General features: G+C 69.3%; 19 protein-coding genes. 14 read left to right on the top strand and 5 right to left on the bottom strand.

The features are described 5' to 3' along the window. The first annotated feature begins 34 nt into the window (after positions 1-34). Entirely contained in the window at positions 35-1183 is a 1149-nt protein-coding gene (locus AVL59_RS05155; RefSeq protein ID WP_067299995.1) for a hypothetical protein, read from the top strand. Here the strand turns inward: AVL59_RS05155 and AVL59_RS51990 are convergent. Further along, a complete protein-coding gene (locus AVL59_RS51990) occupies positions 1180-1344 on the bottom strand; it encodes a hypothetical protein (protein WP_159399865.1) in 165 nt (54 codons plus the stop codon). The two genes, AVL59_RS05155 and AVL59_RS51990, sit on opposite strands and share 4 nt — an antisense overlap. 179 nt (positions 1345-1523) lie before the next feature. Between AVL59_RS51990 and AVL59_RS05160 the strand changes: the two genes are divergently transcribed. The 3 genes from AVL59_RS05160 to AVL59_RS05170 are packed head-to-tail and all read left to right on the top strand — an operon-like array spanning position 1524 to position 4382. Beyond that, positions 1524-1982, top strand: coding sequence for a hypothetical protein (locus AVL59_RS05160; RefSeq protein ID WP_067299996.1), 459 nt, complete (start codon positions 1524-1526; stop codon positions 1980-1982). Between the two features lie 9 nt (positions 1983-1991). Further along, positions 1992-3836 (top strand): alpha/beta hydrolase, encoded by a 1845-nt coding sequence (locus AVL59_RS05165; RefSeq protein WP_067299997.1) that lies wholly within the window; start codon positions 1992-1994, stop codon positions 3834-3836. Between the two features lie 15 nt (positions 3837-3851). Beyond that, positions 3852-4382 (top strand): hypothetical protein, encoded by a 531-nt coding sequence (locus AVL59_RS05170; protein ID WP_067299998.1) that lies wholly within the window; start codon positions 3852-3854, stop codon positions 4380-4382. 43 nt (positions 4383-4425) lie between these two features. On the opposite strand, the gene AVL59_RS05175 is transcribed toward AVL59_RS05170, so the two are convergent. Beyond that, positions 4426-5079 carry a class I SAM-dependent DNA methyltransferase gene (locus AVL59_RS05175; RefSeq protein WP_067299999.1) on the bottom strand — a complete coding sequence of 218 codons (654 nt, stop codon included), beginning with the start codon at positions 5077-5079 and terminating at the stop codon, positions 4426-4428. A 222-nt stretch (positions 5080-5301) separates the two neighbouring features. On the opposite strand from AVL59_RS05175, the gene AVL59_RS05180 reads away from it, so the two are divergent. The 9 genes from AVL59_RS05180 to AVL59_RS05220 all read left to right on the top strand — a co-directional run bounded on the left by AVL59_RS05180 (position 5302) and on the right by AVL59_RS05220 (position 15905). Beyond that, positions 5302-6525, top strand: a complete 1224-nt coding sequence (locus AVL59_RS05180) for an amidohydrolase (protein WP_208870572.1) — start codon at positions 5302-5304, stop codon at positions 6523-6525. A 260-nt stretch (positions 6526-6785) separates the two neighbouring features. Next, on the top strand, positions 6786-7847 hold the full coding sequence (locus AVL59_RS05185) for a BMP family lipoprotein (protein WP_067316916.1): 1062 nt from the start codon (positions 6786-6788) through the stop codon (positions 7845-7847). Between the two features lie 247 nt (positions 7848-8094). Continuing rightward, on the top strand, positions 8095-9141 hold the full coding sequence (locus tag AVL59_RS05190; RefSeq protein ID WP_067300000.1) for a BMP family lipoprotein: 1047 nt from the start codon (positions 8095-8097) through the stop codon (positions 9139-9141). A gap of 234 nt (positions 9142-9375) precedes the next feature. Beyond that, positions 9376-11088 (top strand): ABC transporter ATP-binding protein, encoded by a 1713-nt coding sequence (locus AVL59_RS05195; RefSeq protein WP_067300001.1) that lies wholly within the window; start codon positions 9376-9378, stop codon positions 11086-11088. Continuing rightward, complete coding sequence (locus AVL59_RS05200; RefSeq protein WP_067300002.1) at positions 11085-12206, top strand: ABC transporter permease; 1122 nt, start codon at positions 11085-11087, stop codon at positions 12204-12206. The genes AVL59_RS05195 and AVL59_RS05200 overlap by 4 nt, the downstream gene beginning before the upstream one ends. Further along, a complete protein-coding gene (locus AVL59_RS05205; protein WP_067300003.1) occupies positions 12206-13468 on the top strand; it encodes an ABC transporter permease in 1263 nt (420 codons plus the stop codon). Before AVL59_RS05200 ends, AVL59_RS05205 begins: the two co-directional genes overlap by 1 nt. Continuing rightward, a complete protein-coding gene (locus AVL59_RS05210) occupies positions 13465-13869 on the top strand; it encodes a cytidine deaminase (RefSeq protein WP_067300004.1) in 405 nt (134 codons plus the stop codon). The genes AVL59_RS05205 and AVL59_RS05210 overlap by 4 nt, the downstream gene beginning before the upstream one ends. A gap of 78 nt (positions 13870-13947) precedes the next feature. Continuing rightward, complete coding sequence (locus AVL59_RS05215; RefSeq protein ID WP_208870573.1) at positions 13948-15225, top strand: thymidine phosphorylase; 1278 nt, start codon at positions 13948-13950, stop codon at positions 15223-15225. A gap of 95 nt (positions 15226-15320) precedes the next feature. Then, complete coding sequence (locus AVL59_RS05220; RefSeq protein WP_067300006.1) at positions 15321-15905, top strand: Uma2 family endonuclease; 585 nt, start codon at positions 15321-15323, stop codon at positions 15903-15905. A gap of 3 nt (positions 15906-15908) precedes the next feature. On the opposite strand, the gene AVL59_RS05225 is transcribed toward AVL59_RS05220, so the two are convergent. After that, entirely contained in the window at positions 15909-16829 is a 921-nt protein-coding gene (locus AVL59_RS05225; RefSeq protein ID WP_067300007.1) for an AEC family transporter, read from the bottom strand. Between the two features lie 68 nt (positions 16830-16897). Between AVL59_RS05225 and AVL59_RS47480 the strand changes: the two genes are divergently transcribed. Next, entirely contained in the window at positions 16898-17284 is a 387-nt protein-coding gene (locus tag AVL59_RS47480; protein WP_159400234.1) for an STAS domain-containing protein, read from the top strand. Here AVL59_RS47480 and AVL59_RS05230 read toward each other — a convergent pair. Next, positions 17168-18181: a sigma-70 family RNA polymerase sigma factor gene (locus AVL59_RS05230; protein WP_067300008.1), complete on the bottom strand. Its 1014-nt coding sequence runs from the start codon at positions 18179-18181 to the stop codon at positions 17168-17170. The two genes, AVL59_RS47480 and AVL59_RS05230, sit on opposite strands and share 117 nt — an antisense overlap. Positions 18182-18325: 144 nt before the next feature. Next, positions 18326-19609 (bottom strand): MFS transporter, encoded by a 1284-nt coding sequence (locus tag AVL59_RS05235; RefSeq protein ID WP_067300009.1) that lies wholly within the window; start codon positions 19607-19609, stop codon positions 18326-18328. Between the last annotated feature and the right edge of the window lie 4 nt (positions 19610-19613).

Genomic DNA, 19613 nt, shown 5'->3' on the forward strand with positions numbered 1-19613 from the left:
CTTAACTGCCCTACGACGGGACGGTCGTACGACGATGAGCCCCCGCGCCGGCCAGGCCGGCCACCCCGCCCACACGCTCGCCTTCGTGGAGAGCCCGGTACAGCTGCTGAACGTACTGGAGTGGGCACACCTCCACGGCCTGCGCGGCGCCGACGAGCCGGCCCGGCCGTCCGTGCCCGCGCAGGCACGGCGGTCGCCGGCCAGCGCCATACAGCCGGCCGACTCGGAGCTCACCGTCGTCGTACTGTCCCCGACCGACCCCATGACCCGGGGCCAGCTGCGCCGCATGGCGGACCTGGCCCGGGACGAGGGGTACCGGGTGCGCTGGGAAGAGGCGCGGGGCGGCACGACCGCGCCCTTCTCGACGATCGGCGGCCTGGCGGGGGCGCTCCGCCGGGCCGACCGCATCGTCATGGGAGACCCGTTCTCCCGCTACGTACAACTGCTGCTGACGATCACCCGTGCCCGTGACCTGGTGGTGGTCGACGACGGCACGGCGACCATGGAATTCGTCGCCCAGCTGGCCCGCGGCGAACGCCTGGTCCGCTGGCACCGCAAGGGCGGCCGCCCCGGAGCCCGCGACCTGCTCTTCGCCCCGGTCTCCTCCTCGGCCCGCCGCCGCCTCACGCCGAGCGCCCGGCGCCGCGTCGAGGTCTTCTCCTCCATGCCGGTGACGGAGACGCCCGAAGGCGTCACGATCACCGCCAACGACTTCGCCTGGACCCGGGCCCGCTTCGGCCCGCCGCGCATCACCAAGGGAGCCGACATGGTCGGCACGTCCCTGGTGGAGACCGGTGTGGTGGACGGCGACCGCTATCTCGAAGCCGTCCGCGGCCTGGCCAGGGCTCACGGCGCCACCCGCTACTTCGCCCACCGTCGCGAGAGCGCGGAGAAGCTGCACCGGCTGGCCGCCGAGACGGGCCTGGAGATAGTCCGCCCGGACCTCCCCCTGGAACTGATCGCCCGCCGCGGCCCCATCGGCCGTACGATCCTCAGCTTCCCCTCCACGGTCGTCCACACCCTCCCCCTCGCCCTCGTCGGCACGGGCGTCCGCGTGGCCGTCTTCGACATCGACCCCACCTGGCTGACGGAGAACGCCTCACCCCGGGCACAGGGCTTCCTGTCGGGGGTCACGGGGACGGCGCGGGACGTACACCGGCTGGCGGCGGTGAGCCTGGCCTAGCCGGCCTGACCGATCGCGGGTCGGGCCGGTTCTTCACCGGTGTGCGCCGCGGCCCTGAGCGCGGTCTCGTACACGTCGACGACCTGCTCCACGGTCCGGTCGGTGTACGTCGCGAGGCCGGCGATCGCCGCGACCGCCCAGTTCGCCGACGACCGTGTCATGAGTACGGATACCCGGTCGCCGTGGACGCCGGTGCGGATGAGGGGGCGTCGGAGCCTCGTTACGGTAAGCGTGATCGCGTTAGGATTTTCTTACCTTGTGCGCTTGATCATGCACAAGGCGGCGGATGCCGCCGGGAACGGGGTAACGGGGCAACGGGGAAACGGGGAGGTCATCACGCATGGCGTGGGACGAATGGGAGCAACTGAAGGCGGAAGCGGCGGCGCGCGGCTCCACCCGGATGCGGCTGAACTCGATTCCGTCCGATCCGGGCGGCGATTCCCATGGGGGGAGTTCGGACCGGCTGAAGTCGGACAAGAAGGCCTGGGCGAAGGCCGGTGAGGATGTCAAAGGCCTGAAGGACGACGTCGGCAAGGCGCTGACGAAGCTGGACGACGGGCAGTCGGGCCTGGGGGACACGGCCGGCTGCCAGTCGGCGGCGGCGCAGAAGGAGCTGTACGACTCCTGGAAGAAGTACGTCGGTGATGTGGGCGGCCGCTGCGGTGAGTTGGGCGGTCTGCTGGAACGCTCGGGACACGACCTGAACATGCTCGACTCGGATGTCAGGGCCGAGCTGGACAAGATCAAGGCCAAGTACCAGGACACCGACCCCGTCATGTGCCCGACGAAGGACAAGTGATCGACCGCCATGGATCTTGCGACGCTGAAGGCTTTCAAGCCGTCCGAGTACCAGGAAGCGGCGGACGGGTACCGGGCCACGGGTGACATGGCCAGTTCGGCCAAGGACACGGTCGAGAACCAGATCTCCGCGGGGATCCGCAACCAGCTCGACGGCAAGACGGCCGAGGCCGCTCTGCGGGAGCTGAAGGAGGTGTCGAAGAACTTCCACTACGTACAGACCGAGTGCGGTCTGGTCAGCACCGCGCTGAACGGGTTCGCGTTCGACATGGCGGCGGCGAAGCGGAAGCTGGAGGCGGTGCTCGAGGACGCGAAGGCGGCCGGCTGCACCGTCGGCGCCGACGGCTCGGTCACCTATCCGGCGGGCGGCAAGGAAGTCGACGGCAAGGTCCCGGAAGGCGGCACCATGCCGCCGGACACGAGCCCGACGGATCCGACGGCGCAGGCACTGGAGCGCCAGGCCGCCAACATCCACCCCAATCCGAACTTCGGCAAGGCACAGGACTTCGCCAACCGCATCGGCGACGCCCTGAAGGAAGCCACGGACGCGGATGCGAAATGGGCGCCGAAGCTGCGCGCCCTGAAGGCCGACGACGACCTGGTGGTGTCCGACCGGGACTGGTCCGATGCCAAGTCGGACATGGACGGCGTCCGTGACGCGGGCAAGGGCTACCTCGATTCCCTGCCCCACCCGCCCAAGGACGGCAGCCCGAAGGACAACGCGTCGTGGTGGAAGGGGCTCACGCCGGAGCAGCAGGCGGACTACATCTCCGTCCACCCCGACTCGATAGGCAAGCTGGACGGGCTCCCCGCCGTTGTACGGGACGAGGCCAACCGCACCGTGCTGGACGAAACCCACGGTCAAGCACAGCTGGACTACGACGCCTGGCTGAAAAAGAATCCCGAACCCAAGCGGTACGGGCCCTACTTCAATCCGATGACGGGCACCGAGGTGAAGGGAGCGATGGTCGAGACCCAGGAGTGGAAGGACTGGGAAGAGAAAAGGAAGAAAGCTCACAAGTCCCTCGACGGCATGAACGCGATCCAGGAGCGCTTCGACTCGACGGGAACGAACGGACTGCCCGAGGCGTACCTGCTGGGGTTCAGTGCCGAAGGGGACGGCCGCGCGATCGTCGCCAACGGAAACCCGGACACCGCGGATCATCAGGCGGTTTACGTGCCGGGGACGACGTCGGATCTGGGCAGCATCGGTGGAGGTATCGACCGGATGACCAAGGTCTGGCATGCGGCTCATGACGAGGCCAACGGGAAATCCGTTTCCACGATCACCTGGCTCGGCTACGACGCGCCCGACGACGTCGTAAAGGACGCGCCCTTCGAACACTACGCATACGACGGGGCGCCGGCGTTCAACAAGTTCCTGGATGGGCTCGACACGACACACACCGGTGATACGGCTGCGCATCGCACGGTGATCGCCCACTCGTATGGAACGACGCTCGTTGGTGCCGCGGCCCAGACGGGGCATGTCAGCGCCGATGACCTCGTCTTCGCGGGCAGTCCCGGTGTCAAGGTGTCAGGCGCCGACGAGCTGGACGTGCCCAAGGGGCACGTGTGGAACGAGGAGGCCGACGGAGACGTGGTTCCGGACCTCGGCCGCTACGGCCATGGCGGGGACGCCTTCATCATCCCCAGCGATCCCCAATTCGGTGCCAACCAGATGGCCACGGACACGGAAGGGCACAGCGGTTACTGGGACGAGACTTCCCATGGCCCGTCCCAGAGTCTGAAGAATCAAGCCCTGGTCGTGGTCGGGAAGGGCGATGATGTGGCGCTGAAGCCGTCACCCGGTTTCGGGGGAGCGGATCCCGATTATTGGGCGCATGTGAAGTAGGAGAGATTCCCCGACGTGAAGATCAAACTGGGCGTCCTCGCGGTCGCCGTCCCCCTTGTACTGACCACTGTCACTGGATGCGGCATGACTGACAACGACTCCGATGAAACCCCTTCTTCCGGTACGAGCACCTCGCGTGACGCCTCCGATGCCATGGAAAAGGTGTCGAGCGGTATCTACGACCTGATCGGTGTCAAGGGAAAGGCGTCCGACAGCCGTCCGTTTGTTTCGGAATGCTCGGGAAAGGACAGGAAGAAATACTTCCGGATCTTCCATTGGTGGAGTTTCTACCCCGCATCGGCGAGCGACCTCGGCGTGGCGATGGAGCGGCTCAAGACGGAGCTGCCCAAGCACGGATGGAAGATCGTCACATACGGGCCGGACACCAGCAGGAACAAGAACATCAACCTGACTGCCGACAACGACAAGCAGAAGGCAGGTGTCAACATCGTCGAAATGGCGAAGGACGACCCGCCGAAGCTGAGCCTGCACGTCGTGTCCGGTTGCTACCAGGTCCCGGAGGGCCAAGAGGTCGAACACTTCTAGGGCCGCTGCCGGCCGTCCTCCCGGGCGGTCGGTTCCGGCCGCTTCACGGCCTCCGCGCCAGTACGAACGCCCGTGGCCGGGCCTCCTCCCCGTCCGGCTCTCGGACCACCGTCGCCACCAGTTCCAGGCCCGCCGCGGTGAGCGGCGTCGTGATCTGTTCCGGCGTGCGCATGTAGTAGTCCAGGTCGATCTCATGGCCGAAGCGTTCCGCCACATGGAGGTGGTCCGGTTCGGGGCCGGACTGGAAGGCGACGAGGACGGGGGCGCCGGGGGCCAGGGTGCGGTGGAATTCGGCGAACACCGTCGGCAGGTGGGCGTCGGGGACGTGGATCGTCGAGTACAGGGCCAGGATGCCGCCCAGGGCGGCGCCGGGGAGGTCCAGGGACGTCATCGAGCCGACGTGGAAGCGCGGCCCGGGGTGCGCCTCGCGGGCCAGGGCCACCATCGCGGGGGAGACGTCCACGCCGAAGACCGGAACGCCCAGGTCGTGCAGGAGGGCGGTGACGCTGCCGGGGCCGCTGCCGAGGTCGGCCACGGGGGCCGGGCCGTTCGCCGTGACCAGTTCGGTGAAGGCGGTGATCAGCCGGCGGTCGAGGGGGTGGGGCGGGCCGCCCGGGAAGCGCGAGGCGTAGTCCTTGGCGATCGCGTCGTAGGAGGAGCGGGTGGTCTGCAGGAAGTCCGCCATCGAGTCGCTCACGGTCGCGGACCCTACCGGGATCGGTCCCGTTCCGTGGACAAGTCGCGCGCGACCGTGGTGATGCGTGGTATCCGTTGAAGGAGGAAACAAAGGTTTTACCCACCAGAGCCCGCCGTCAAGCGTCCGTCGGTCAGCTTTTCTTCCCCTAACGGGCTGAACTTTTGTTGATCTATGGGCAGTTGACCGGTCGGGCGTCCTACCCTTCAGAGGGTGAAGCAACTGATGTCCCGAGAGTCCGAGGCCGATCTCCCCGGGGATGTGCTCCCCGGCGTGCTCAGCGAGTCCCTGCACGCCGAACTCGTAGCCTTCCGCCGCGACTTGCACATGCACCCCGAGCTGGGAAACCAGGAGTTCCGTACGACCGCCGCGATCAAGGAGCGGCTCGAGCGGGCCGGGCTGCGCCCCCGTGTCCTCGCCACCGGAACCGGGCTCATCTGTGACATCGGACTGCCGGAGGGGCAGCGGCCCGCCGTCCCTCTGATGGCTCTGCGCGCCGACATCGACGCCCTGCCCATCCCGGACACCAAGACCGACTGCCCGTACCGGTCCACCGTGCCGGACCGCGCCCACGCCTGCGGCCACGACATGCACACCGCCGTGGTGCTCGGCGCCGGGCTCGTCCTCGCCGATCTGCACGCCAAGGGCCTGTTGCCCCGTCCGGTGCGGCTGCTCTTCCAGCCCGCCGAGGAAGTGATGCCCGGCGGCGCCCTCGGTGCCATCAAGGACCGGGTCCTCGACGGCGTCGGGCGGATCCTCGCCGTGCACTGCGATCCCAAGGTCGACGCCGGCCGGGTCGGGCTGCGGCACGGAGCCATCACCAGCGCCGCCGACCGCCTGGACGTCGCCCTGGACGGGCCCGGCGGGCACACCGCCCGGCCCCATCTGACCACCGACCTGGTCACCGCCGTCGCCCGCGTCGCCGTCGACGTACCCGCGATCGTCGCCCGGCGCGTCGACGCCCGCAGCGGCCTCGCCCTGACCTGGGGCCGGATCGAGTCGGGCCACGCCCCGAACGTCATCCCGCAGCACGCCGAGCTGTCCGGCACCATCCGCTGCCTGGACCTGGAGGCCTGGCGCGAGGCACCCGACATCGTGCACGCGGCCATCGACGAGGTCGCCACCCTGCACCGGGCCAAGTCGGAGATCACCTACGTGCGGGGCGTGCCTCCCGTCGTCAACGACCGGGAGTCCACCGATCTGCTGCGCAGGGCCATGGTCGCCCGGCGCGGGCTGCAGTCCGTCGAGAGCACCGAGCAGAGCCTCGGCGGCGAGGACTTCTCCTGGTACCTGGAACAGGTGCCCGGCGCCCTGGCCCGGCTCGGTGTCCGTGCCCCCGGTGACCGCACGGTCCGCGACCTGCACCAGGGCAACTTCGACGCCGACGAGTCAGCCATCACGGTCGGCGTGGAGCTGTTCACGGCCGCCGTGCTGCTCGACGACCAGTAGACCGCCGGGAGGAGGGGAGGGGGCGCCCGTTTGGTGCCTCTTCGTCCCCTTGTGTCACCCTGGTGTAACCGGCGGCGCACGGCCGTAACTCGGAGTCGGCACGAATCGATAACGGCCACGAGGAACCCCGTTCCTCTCCCCTTCTACGCGCGTTACTGTGCGCCGAAATCGCCACCACTGGCGGCACATTGGGGAGAGCGGCCCGGTGACGGCGCCGTGGGGATGGAAGGGTGCTTGCTGTGCGTATGGTCTCTCGGAAGATGTCCCGGAGAACGAGGTTCTCCCAGGTCGCGGTGGCCGTCTCGGTCGTCGCCCTCGCGGCTGCCGGCTGCGGCAAGTCCAGCACTGAATCCACCGGCACGCCGACCAAGGACGGCAAGTACTCCGCCAAGGGCATCGGCCTCGCCTACGACATCGGCGGCAAGGGCGACCAGTCCTTCAACGACGCCGCCTACGCCGGCTTCAAGAAGGCCCAGGTCGAGTTCAAGATCGGCGGCCGGGACATCGAGCCGCAGGCCGGCGAGTCGGACGCCGACAAGGTGCAGCGCCTGGAGACCCTGGCGAAGGCCGGCTACAACCCGGTCATCGGCGTCGGCTTCGCCTACGCGCCCGCCGTGAAGCAGGTCGCCCTCAAGTATCCGAAGGTCACCTTCGGCATCATCGACGACAACACCATCCAGGCGAAGAACGTCGCCGACATGGTCTTCCACGAGGAGCAGTCCTCGTACCTCGCCGGTGTCGCGGCCGCCAAGGCGACCAAGAAGAACCACATCGGCTTCATCGGCGGCGTGGACATCCCGCTGATCCACAAGTTCGAGGCCGGGTTCGACCAGGGCGCCAAGGCCGTCAACCCGAAGATCAAGATCGAGTCGCAGTATCTGACCCAGACGCCGGCGGAGGGCGGTTTCTCCAGCCCGGACAAGGGCGAGAACGCGGCCAACGGCCAGATCGACGCCGGTGCCGACGTCATCTACCACGCGGCCGGCCTCTCCGGGCAGGGCGTGATCAAGTCCGCCGCCGAGCACAAGGTGTGGGCCATCGGAGTGGACTCCGACCAGTACCAGCAGAGCGCGCTCGCCAAGTACAAGGACTACATCCTCGGCTCGGCCCTGAAGAACGTCGGCGGAGCGGTCTACGACCTGGTCAAGTCCGTCTACCAGGGCAAGCCCCTGTCCGGCGAGGTGCGTGGCGACCTGAAGTCCGGTGGTGTCGGCTTCGCCGACTCCAACCCGAAGTATAAGGCGATGACCGCGGTGGCCTCGGCCGTGGAGAAGGCCAAGCAGGACATCATCGACGGAAAGATCACCGTCAACACCAAGTGAGACGCCGGTAAGAGCGCGGTCGAAATCGAATGATCTGACCTTTGCTTCTCCGCCCGCTCGGGGGCCTTCGGCCCGTACACCCCTTGCCTCCCGCAAGGGGTGTACTGCTGTCCGTAACCTTGACGGTGACTGTGGCCACAGCTCGATAACGGAGCGGACATTGGGGGTTTTCCGTCTGGTCTACGCGCGTTACGCTGCGGCGGAACCAGCGCCTGGTTTGGGCGCTTGCACAAAGGAGTCAAGTTCCATGCGCCGGGTGTCCCGCATCACGATTGCAGGCGTTGCGACCGCAGCGCTCGCCGTAACTGTCTCTGCCTGTGGCAGCTCGTCCACCTCTTCCTCCTCCGAGGGCAAGTCCAAGGGCATCGGCCTGGCGTACGACGTCGGCGGCAAGGGCGACCAGTCCTTCAACGACGCCGCCTACGCGGGCTTCCAGAAGGCCCAGAAGGACTTCGGCGTCAGCGGCCGGGACGTCGAGCCGCAGGACAACGAGTCGGACGCGGACAAGATCCAGCGCCTGGAGACCCTGGCGAAGGCGGGCTACAACCCGGTCATCGGCGTCGGCTTCGCCTACGCGGGTGCCGTGAAGGAGGCCGCGCAGAAGTTCCCGAAGGTCACCTTCGGCATCATCGACGACAACCAGACCCAGGCGAAGAACGTCGCCGACATGGTCTTCCACGAGGAGCAGTCCTCGTACCTCGCCGGTGTCGCGGCCGCCAAGGCGACCAAGAAGAACCACATCGGCTTCATCGGCGGCGTGGACGTCCCGCTGATCCACAAGTTCGAGGCGGGTTACGAGCAGGGCGCCAAGTCCGTCAACCCGAAGATCAAGGTCGAGTCGCAGTACCTGACCCAGACGGCCCAGGAGGGTGGCTTCTCCAGCCCGGACAAGGGTGAGAACGCCGCCAACGGCCAGATCGACGCGGGCGCCGACGTGATCTACGCCGCCGCCGGCCTCTCCGGCCAGGGCGTGATCAAGTCCGCCGCCGAGCACAAGGTGTGGGCCATCGGCGTCGACTCCGACCAGTACAAGCAGGCTGCGCTCGCCAAGTACAAGAGCTACATCCTGACCTCGGCCCTGAAGAACGTCGAGGGCGCGGTCTACGACCTGTCCAAGTCGGTCATCAAGGACAAGAAGCCGCTGACCGGCGAGATCCGCGGCTCCCTGGAGAACGGCGGCGTGGGCCTGGCCGACTCCAACCCGACCTTCAAGAACAACGCCGCCATGCAGGCCGCGATCAAGAAGGCCGAGGCCGGTATCAAGGACGGCAGCATCAAGGTGAAGACCTCCTGACGATCTAGGTCAGAGGCCTTGGCCAACAGAACGCTGTAATGGCAGCGTTACGGCCGCGGAACGGGGTGCGGAGAGGATGACCTGCCCGCACCCCGTTCGCGCGGCAGAATGCTCGGAACGGATCGGATTTTTGATCGAGAGAAAGTTCTCGATCAAGGTCGGTCAGATCCGGGCACTATTTAAAGCAGGGGCGCTACGCGCGTAGAGCGGCCCCTTTCCCGAGGAGAGTGCGCCATCGACGCGTCCAGCAGCCCTCCGCTCACCGCTCCGTCGACAGTCGCGGTCGAGCTCGCGGGCATCACCAAGCGATTCCCCGGTGTCGTGGCCAACCACGACATCCACCTCACGGTCCGCAAGGGCACCGTCCATGCCCTCGTCGGCGAGAACGGGGCCGGCAAGTCCACCCTGATGAAGATCCTCTACGGCATGCAGAAGCCGGACGAGGGCACCATCTCGGTCGACGGCGAGCAGGTGAGCTTCTCCAGCCCCGGCGAAGCCATCGCCCGCGGCATCGGCATGGTCCACCAGCACTTCATGCTGGCCGACAACCTGACCGTGCTGGAGAACGTGGTGCTCGGCAGCGAGAAGCTGCACGGCATCGGCGGCGGCGCCCGCAAGAAGATCAAGGAGATCTCCGACCGCTACGGCCTGGGCATCCGCCCGGACGTGCTGGTCGAGGACCTCGGTGTGGCCGACCGTCAGCGTGTGGAGATCCTCAAGGTCCTCTTCCGCGGCGCCCGCACCCTGATCCTCGACGAGCCGACCGCCGTGCTGGTCCCGCAGGAGGTCGACGCGCTCTTCGACAACCTGCGCGAGCTGAAGTCCGAGGGCCTGTCCGTCATCTTCATCTCCCACAAGCTGGGCGAGGTGCTCTCCGTCGCCGACGACATCACCGTCATCCGGCGCGGTACGACGGTCGGGACCGCGATCCCGTCCGAGACCACCCCGCGCCAGCTGGCCGAGCTGATGGTCGGCAGCGAGCTGCCCACCCCGGAGACCGCCGAGTCCACCGTCACCGACCGGGCGGTCCTGGAGGTTCGGAACCTCACCGTCTACGCCCGCGGCGGCGCGTCCCTCGGGGAGCTCGGCGCGCAGCCCGAGACCGCGACGGCCGGCTCGTCCGGCGCCGCGCCCGGCGCCGACGTCCTCACCGAGGCCACCAGCCCCAGCGCGGCCAAGCGTGTCCTCGACGACGTCTCCTTCACCATCCACGCCGGCGAGGTCATGGGCATCGCCGGTGTCGAGGGCAACGGCCAGACCGAGCTGATCGACGCGCTGATCGGCACCAAGCACGCCGACTCCGGCCAGGTCGTCTTCCTCGGCGAGGACATCACCCCCTGGGCCACCCGCAAGCGCCGCGAGTCCGGCTTCGGCTACATCCCCGAGGACCGCCACCGCCAGGGCCTGCTGCTGGAGGCCCCCCTCTGGGAGAACCGCATCCTCGGCCACGTCACCGAGAAGCCCAACGCCAAGGGCTTCTGGCTGAACCCCAAGGGCGCCCAGGCCGACACCCGCCGGATCGTCGAGGAGTACGACGTCCGTACCCCCGGCATCGACGTCACCGCGGCCTCCCTGTCCGGCGGCAACCAGCAGAAGCTGATCGTCGGCCGCGAGATGAGCCACGACCCGAAGTTCCTGATCGCCGCCCACCCCACCCGCGGTGTGGACGTCGGCGCCCAGGCGCAGATCTGGGACCGCATCCGCGAGGCCCGCCGCGAGGGCCTGGCCGTGCTGCTGATCTCCGCCGACCTGGACGAGCTGATCGGCCTGTCGGACACCCTGCGCGTCATCTACGACGGCAGGCTGGTCGCCGACGCCGACCCGGCCACCATCACGCCGGAAGAGCTGGGCACGGCCATGACGGGTGCCGCGACCGGTCACCTGGAGCACGAAGAGACCGCCCCCGAGGGCGACGACACCGCCGGTCCGGAGGACGAGGCCCGATGAAGAAGTTCGACAAGGAGCGGGTGCTCGTCGCGGTGGCCGGACCGGTCATCGCGCTCGTCCTGGCGATCGTGCTGACCTCCGTGGTCCTGCTCGCCTCGGGCAAGAACCCGATCGAGCCGTACAACCTGATGCTCCAGCAGCTGCCGTACTCGGACATCCAGGTGCTGATCATCAACCAGGCGTCGCTGTACTACATCGCCGCCATCGCGGTCGCCCTCGGCTTCCGCATGAACCTGTTCAACATCGGTGTCGACGGCCAGTACCGCCTCGCCGCGGTGATGACCGCCGTCGTCGGCGCGCACATCGCCCTGCCCAGCTTCCTGCAGATCCCGGTGCTGCTGCTCACCGCCATGGCCACCGGCGCCTTCTGGGCCGGTATCGCCGGTGTCCTCAAGGTCACCCGGGGCGTCAGCGAGGTCGTCGCGACGATCATGCTGAACTCCATCGCCACCGCCGTCATCGGCTACGTCACCCTCACCGACGTGTGGGGCGTGCAGGTCGGCGACAACGTGACGACCGGTGTCATGAAGAAGTCCGGCTGGTTCCCGGGCATCAACCTGGGCTCGGACGTCGGCGAGATCTACGGCCTGGTCTTCCTCGCCGTCCTCCTCGGCATCGGCTACTGGATCGTCCTCAACCGCACCCGCTTCGGCTTCGACCTGCGCGCCACCGGCGCCTCGGAGACCGCCGCCGCGGCCTCCGGCGTGGACGCCAAGCGCATGGTGCTGACCGCGATGCTGATCTCCGGCGCCATCTCGGGCCTCGCCGGTCTGCCGCTGTTGCTCGGCGACAGCCACACCTACAGCCTGAGCTTCCCGGTCGGCCTCGGCTTCACCGCCATCGGCATCGCCCTGCTCGGCCGCAACAACCCGGGCGGCATCGCGCTGGCCGCCCTGCTGTGGGCCTTCCTCGACAAGGCCTCGCCCGCCCTCGACTACGCGACCCCCGTGGCGTACGACAAGGAAATCGCGACGATCATGCAGGGCCTGATCGTCTTCGCGGTCGTCATCTCGTACGCGGCCGTCCAGCAGTGGGCTCTGCGCCGCCAGCAGCGCCGGGTCGGCGCCGAGCTGGCCGCGGCCGCCGCCCAGAACACCAACAAGGAGGTGGCTGCCTGATGTCCACCGCGACCATCGCCAAGCCGCAGGCGAAGCAGCCCGGCAAGGGCGGCCGCCGTATGTCGCTCCCGGTACTCCTGCTGGTCATCGCAGGCGTGCTGGTGCTCACCTCGATCGTCCGCATCATCACCGGCGCGGACGGCATCACCTCGGTCGGCCAGATGTCCACCGCGCTCCAGCTCGCGGTGCCGATCGGCCTCGCCGGCCTCGGCGGCCTGTGGGCCGAGCGCGCGGGCGTCGTCAACATCGGTCTCGAGGGCATGATGATCCTCGGCACCTGGTTCGGCGCCTGGGCCGGCTACCAGTGGGGCCCGTGGACCGGTGTCGTCTTCGGCATCATCGGCGGCGCGCTCGGCGCCGTCCTGCACGCCATCGCCACCGTCACCTTCAACGTCAACCACATCGTCTCCGGTGTGGCGCTGAACATCCTGGCCCTCGGCACCACCCGCTACCTGTCGAAGTTCACCTTCGCCAACGCCCCGCAGGGCTCCACCAAGCAGTCCCCGCCGATCGACTCCCTCGGCGAGTTCAGCATCCCCGGTCTGTCGGACTGGCTGAACACGCTCAACGAGAAGCACTGGTTCCTGGTCTCGGACATCGCGGGTCTGCTCGGCGGCCTGGTCACCGACCTGTCCCCGCTGACCGTCATCGCGGTCGCCATGATCCCGGCGACCTGGTGGGTGCTGTGGCGCACCTCCTTCGGCCTGCGCCTGCGCTCCTGCGGCGAGAACCCGGTGGCGGCCGAGTCCCTCGGCGTCAACGTGTACAAGTACAAGTACATCGCCGTGATCATCTCCGGCGGCTTCGCCGGCCTCGGCGGTGCCTTCCTGTCCATCGTCGCCTCGAACGTGTACCTCGACGGCCAGACGGCCGGCCGCGGTTACATCGGTCTCGCCGCGATGATCTTCGGCAACTGGATGCCGGGCGGCCTCGCCCTCGGCGCCGGCCTGTTCGGCTACACCGACAGCCTCAACCTGCGCGGCGGCACGGTGAACGTCCACGCGCTGATCCTGCTGCTCGCGATCCTGCTGGTGTTCGGCGCCGCCTACCAGGCGTGGAAGAAGAAGTACGTCCCCGCCGTCATCACGGTCGTCATCGCGGCCCTGATGTTCGTCTGGTACGCCTCGACGAACGAGGTTCCGCGCCAGCTGGTGACCGCGACCCCGTACATCGTCACGCTGCTCGTCCTGTCGCTGTCCGCGCAGAAGCTGCGCATGCCGAAGGCGGACGGCCTGCCGTACCGGAAGGGACAGGGCAAGTGACCAGCCCTGCCGCCGACTTCGACTGGGAGGCCCTGCGGGCCGAGGCGCGCGAGGCCATGTCCCATGCCTACGCCCCCTACTCGGGCTTCCCGGTCGGCGTGGCGGCACTGGTCGACGACGGGCGCACGGTCACCGGCTGCAACGTCGAGAACGCCTCCTACGGCCTCGGCCTGTGCGCCGAGTGCGGTCTGGTCTCGCAGCTGCAGCGCACGGGCGGCGGCCGCCTGACGCACTTCACCTGCGTCGACGGCACGGGCGGCCTGCTCGTCCCGTGCGGCCGCTGCCGCCAGCTGCTCTACGAGTTCGGCGGTCCCGACCTGCTCCTCGACACCCCCGCGGGCGTCCTCCCGCTCGCCGAGATGCTGCCCCAGGCCTTCGGCCCGGACCATCTCACCAAGTAACTCCCGTGCGGCCCCCCTGACCTGCTCAGGGGGGCCGCACACTTCGCACCTCCCGGAAGGAAGCCATCAGCCATGGCCATGGACGCCATCTCCGTCATCCGCACCAAGCGGGACCGCGGTGAGCTGACCGACGAGCAGATCGACTGGGTCATCGACGCGTACACCCGCGGCGAGGTCGCCGACTACCAGATGGCGGCACTCAACATGGCGATCCTGCTCAACGGCATGAACCGCCGTGAGATCGCCCGCTGGACCGCGGCCATGATCGCCTCCGGCGAGCGCATGGACTTCTCCTCGCTGTCCCGCCCGACCGCGGACAAGCACTCCACGGGCGGCGTCGGCGACAAGATCACGCTCCCGCTCGCGCCCCTCGTCGCGGCCTGCGGCGCGGCCGTCCCCCAGCTCTCGGGCCGGGGCCTCGGCCACACCGGCGGCACCCTGGACAAGCTGGAGTCGATCCCCGGCTGGCGTGCCCTGCTCTCCAACGAGGAGATGCTGCACGTCCTGGACACCACGGGCGCGGTGATCTGCGCGGCGGGCGACGGCCTGGCCCCCGCCGACAAGAAGCTGTACGCCCTGCGCGACGTCACCGGCACGGTCGAGGCGATCCCCCTGATCGCCTCCTCGATCATGTCGAAGAAGATCGCGGAAGGCACCGGCTCCCTGGTCCTGGACGTGAAGGTCGGCTCCGGTGCCTTCATGAAGACGATCGAGGACGCGCGCGAGCTGGCGTCCACGATGGTCGGTCTCGGCACCGACCACGGAGTGAAGACGGTCGCGCTCCTGACCGACATGTCCACCCCTCTCGGCCTCACCGCGGGCAACGCCCTGGAGGTCCGCGAGTCGGTCGAGGTCCTGGCGGGCGGCGGCCCGGCGGACGTGGTCGAGCTGACGATCGCGCTCGCCCGCGAGATGCTCGACGCGGCCGGTGTGAAGGACGCGGACCCGGCGAAGGCCCTGGCCGACGGCTCGGCGATGGACGTCTGGCGCCGCATGATCGCGGCCCAGGGCGGCGACCCGGACGCGGAGCTGCCCACGTCGAAGGAGCAGCACGTCATCAAGGCGCCCTCCTCCGGTGTCCTCACCCGCCTGGACGCCTACGACATCGGTGTCGGCGCCTGGCGCCTCGGCGCGGGCCGCGCCCGCAAGGAGGACCCGGTGCAGGCAGGGGCGGGCATCGAGATGCACGCCAAGCCGGGCGACACGGTGACCGAGGGCCAGCCGCTGCTGACCCTGCACACGGACACCCCGGAGCGCTTCGAGTACGCGCTCCAGGCGGTGGAGGGTTCGTACGACATCGCGGCGGCGGGGACGGACTTCACGGCGTCGCCGGTGGTGCTGGAACGTATTGCCTGACCTGCGGTTTCCCCTTTCGGGTGAACGGGATCGGTAGACCACTGCCGGTCCCGTTCGGCATGCTGGGATCGGTGACGCACCGATTGGAGACCGCCATGAGCGCACTCACCGTGAGCCAGGACCCCGACCAGAACTGGGACGACCTCGTCCGGTACTGGGAGGAGATGGAATGGCCCGAGGGCAGCAAGGTGGAGATCATCGAGGGGATCATCACCGTGTCACCTTCTCCCGCGTTCCGCCACAACGTCATCGCGGAACGCATCCAGCGTCGCCTCTACTCCGTGACCCCCGATGACTGGGGGATCTTCCAGACGCTGTCGATCGCCGTACCGTCACGCCTGGGCATGCTCATCCCGGACCTGCTGGTGACGCCGGTTCAGGAGCGCCCGGAGACGGACTCCTACATCCCCGCAGCCCTCGCCGAACTCGTCGTCGAGGTGACGTCCAAGTCCAACGCCCGTCACGACCGGGTCAGCAAGCCCGCCGCCTACGCCACCGCGGGTATTCCGCTCTACCTCCTCGTCGACCCCTGGGCGCCCGGCGGCCCCACCGCGACGCTCTACGGGGAGCCGAAGGGCGAGGGCTACCGGACCCTGAGCGCCGTGAAGTTCGGCGATCCCATCAAGCTGCCGGAGCCGTTCGACGTCACGATCGACACCGGCGAGTTCCCTGTCGACTGACCCTCACCCCAGCACCGCCGCCACCCCCACCAGCACCGGCACCGACACCACTGTCGACAACAGGACCGACTCGCGGGCCAGGGACTCGGCCACCCGGTAGCGGCTCGCGTAGGTGAACAGGTTCTGGGCGGCCGGGAGCGCCGAGGTGACCACCACGTCCAGCAAGGGTGCGCCGTGCAGGCCGAAGACGGCCCTCGCCAGCACCCACGCCACCAGCGGCTGTCCCACCGACTTCAGCCCCATCGAAAGCAGGACCGGCGCGCGGTTGCGCCCCCGGCTCAGGAGCGCGCTGCCGTGCAGCGACATGCCGAAGGCCAGCAGGGCCGCCGGGACGGACATGTTGCCGATCAGGGTGAGGGGGTCCATGACGGGGTCGGGGACCTTCCAGCCCGCCGCTGACACAACGACACCCGACAGCGAGCCGACCGCTATCGGGTTCCGCAAGGGCGTCAGCAGCCGTCGCCCCACCGTGCCCTTCTCGCCCATGCCGGAGAGGTCCAGGACCGTGAGGGCGACCGGGGTGACCAGCACGACCTGGAACAGCAGCACCGGCGCCACCAGGGACGCGTCGCCCAGAACGTACGCGGCGATCGGGATGCCGAGGTTGCCCGAGTTGACGTACCCGGAGCACAGGGCGCCGATCGTGGTGCGGCCCACGCCCCAGCGGCGCACCACACCGACCGCGACGAAGACACCGAAGACCGCCGCCGTGCTCAGGGCCGTCACCAGCAGGCGGCTGGAGAAGAGCACCGCGAGGTCGGCCCTGGCGAGGGTCGTGAAGAGGAGGGCCGGCCCTGCGACGCCGAACGCCAGCCGCGTCAGCACCTCACCGCCCCGCTCGCCGAGCGAGCCGCGCCGCCCCAGCACATAGCCCACCCCGATGACGACCGCGATCACCGCGAACCCGCTCAGCACCCCCTGCACAAGGCCAACCCTCCGCGCGCGATGGGGAGCTGGTCAATGTGATCTCCGTCCGGCAGCGGGCCGCCGCGATGAGTTACGGCCGGCCCGCCGGTCTACCGCACGTGGACGCCAAGACACCCGCAGTGCTCGTGTTGCTCGGCCCCGTCACCCGGGACACGGTGCCGGGGCTCTGTGCCGATGTGCGGGCGCTGCTGGAGGGCGAGGAGGCCGGGGTGGTCGTGTGTGACGTGGGCGGGCTCGGGCCTCCGGGGCTCGGGACCGTCGACCTGCTGGCGCGGCTGCAGCTGGCCGCCCGCCGGGCCGGCGGGCGGATACGGCTGCGCGACCCCGACCCCGCGCTACACGCCCTCCTCGACCTGGTCGGGCTCCGCTTCGAGGTGGAGGGGCAGGCCGAAGAGGGGGAACCAGCGCTGAGTGTCGAGGAAGAAGTGGAACCCGGTCAGCCGGCCGTCTGAGATCTCCAGGACCTGGATCGACCACGGGGTGAAGCCGCCCGCCTCCGGGTCCGGCTTGTACTGGGCGAAGCCCGGCAGTCCGTTGACCTGCACGGGCAGCAGGCGTGACCCGGCGCAGGCGGCGCCCAGGGTGGTCATGAAGCCCGTGATGTCGTCGTGGCCGGTCAGCCACAGGTCGAACGGCGGCATCGTCATGACGGCGTCCTCGTGCAGCAGGGCCGTCAGCGCCGTCATGTCGTAGCCCTCGAAGGCCTTCACATAGCGCTCCAGGAGCTTGAGCTGCTCCTCGTCGAGCGGGTCGGAGACCTCCGCGTCGGCGCCGGACCGCTCCCGCTCGGCCAGCGTGGCCCGCGCCCGCTGCAGCGCGCTGTTGACCGAGGCGACCGTGGTGTCCAGCAGCTCGGCGACCTCGCTCGCCTTCCACGCCAGCACCTCGCGCAGGATCAGCACCGCCCGCTGCTTGGGCGGCAGCTGCTGGAGGGCCGCCATGAACGCCAGCCGGACCGACTCCTTGGCGACGGCCGCCTCCGCCGGGTCGTCGACCGTCGGCAGCACCCGCGTGTCCGGCACCGGCTCCAGCCAGGTGTTGTCCGGGCGGGGGGAGAGCGCCGCCTGTGCGAGAGGCGTCGACTCGGTCAGGTCCATGGGGCGGGCGCGCTTGTTGCCCGCCGTCAGCATGTCCAGGCATACGTTCGTCGCGATCCGGTACAGCCACGAGCGCAGGCTGGAGCGGCCCTCGAACTTGTCGTAGCTCCGCCAGGCCCGCACCAGGGTGTCCTGCACCGCGTCCTCGGCCTCGAAGGACGAGCCGAGCATGCGGTAGCAGTACCCGGTCAGCTCGGTCCGGTGCTTTTCCAATGCGATGTCGAGATCCGCCGTCGCCGTGCTGTCGCCCATCGTCCACCCACCCCTGTGGCCGTTCTGTTCACGCGCCTTCGCGCCCCAGCACCTCGGAAGCTACCGCAGCCCACTGACAATGGCTCCCGGAGCACGAAGACGCCCAGCTCAGACCGGTTGCGGCCGCGGCCGGGAGCCGAGGGGTCAGTGCGCCGTCGCCGGTGCCTGCCGGGCGGCCACCCGGGCCGCTCGCGAGCCGAACACCGTGATCGTGACGACGCCGAGGACCGCGAAGATCCCCACGGTGACCGTGCCGGCCCAGCCGCCCGAGCGGAAGGCCATCGCGCCGACCGTGCTGCCGGCGCTGGAGCCGATGTAGTACGCGGACTGGTAGAGGGCCGAGGCCTGGGCGCGGCCGTGGGTGGCCGTCCTGCTGACCGCCGAGGAGGCGACCGCGTGCCCCGCGAAGAAGCCCGCCGTGATCAGGACCAGGCCCAGCAGGACCAGCGGGAGGGAGCCGGCCAGGGAGAGCAGCAGGCCCGCCGCGGTCGTGCCGCCCGCCAGGTACAGCGCGCCCCGGCGGCCGAGACGGCCCACCAGGCGCCCCGCCGTCGACGCGGACACCGTACCGACCAGGTACACCAGGAAGATCGAGCCCACGATGCCCTGCGGGAGCGAGAACGGCGCCTCAGTCAGGCGGTAGCCGATCACCGTGTACACGCCGCCGAACACCGTCATGAACAGCGCGCCGATCGCGTACAGGCGGCGCAGCAGCGGGTCGGAGAGGTGGCCGCGGACCGTGTCGAGGAGGACGCGCGGGCGCAGCGAGCCGGGCTTGAAGTGCCGCGGCGCCGGCAGCAGCAGACGGAACGCCACCGCGCAGGCCACCGCGATCACGCCGATCACCCCGACGGCGACCCGCCAGCCCCACTCCTGCGCGACCCAGCCGGTGATCACCCGGCCGCTCATCCCGCCCACGCTGTTGCCCGCCACGAACAGCCCGATCGCCGTCACCAGCGCCTTCGGCCGGACCTCCTCGGCCAGATACGCCGTCGCCGACGCCGGAAGACCGGCCAGCGCCGCGCCCTGCACCGCGCGCAGCACCACCAGCGCCCCGATCGACGGCGCGAACGGCACCAGCAGGCCGACGCCCACCGCGACCGCCAGCGAGGCCGTCATCACCGTACGGCGGCCGAAGCGCTCCGAGAGGGCGCTCATCGGCAGCACGAACAGCGCCAGACCACCGGTCGCGGCCGCCACCGTCCAGCTCGCCTCGCTCGCGGCGACCCCGAACTCCCCGGAGATCAGCGGCAGCAGGGCCTGGGTGGAGTAGAGGAGGGCGAAGGTCGCGACTCCGGCGAGGAAGAGGGCGAAGCTCATCCGGCGGTAGCCGGGGCCGCCCGGCGCCAGGCGGGAGTCGGCTTCGGAGGAACGGACGGACGAGACGGCGTCCACGCTGGTGGACGCCCCGGTACTGGCGGGAGACATGCCT

Source organism: Streptomyces griseochromogenes (assembly GCF_001542625.1).
Taxonomy (GTDB): domain Bacteria; phylum Actinomycetota; class Actinomycetes; order Streptomycetales; family Streptomycetaceae; genus Streptomyces; species Streptomyces griseochromogenes.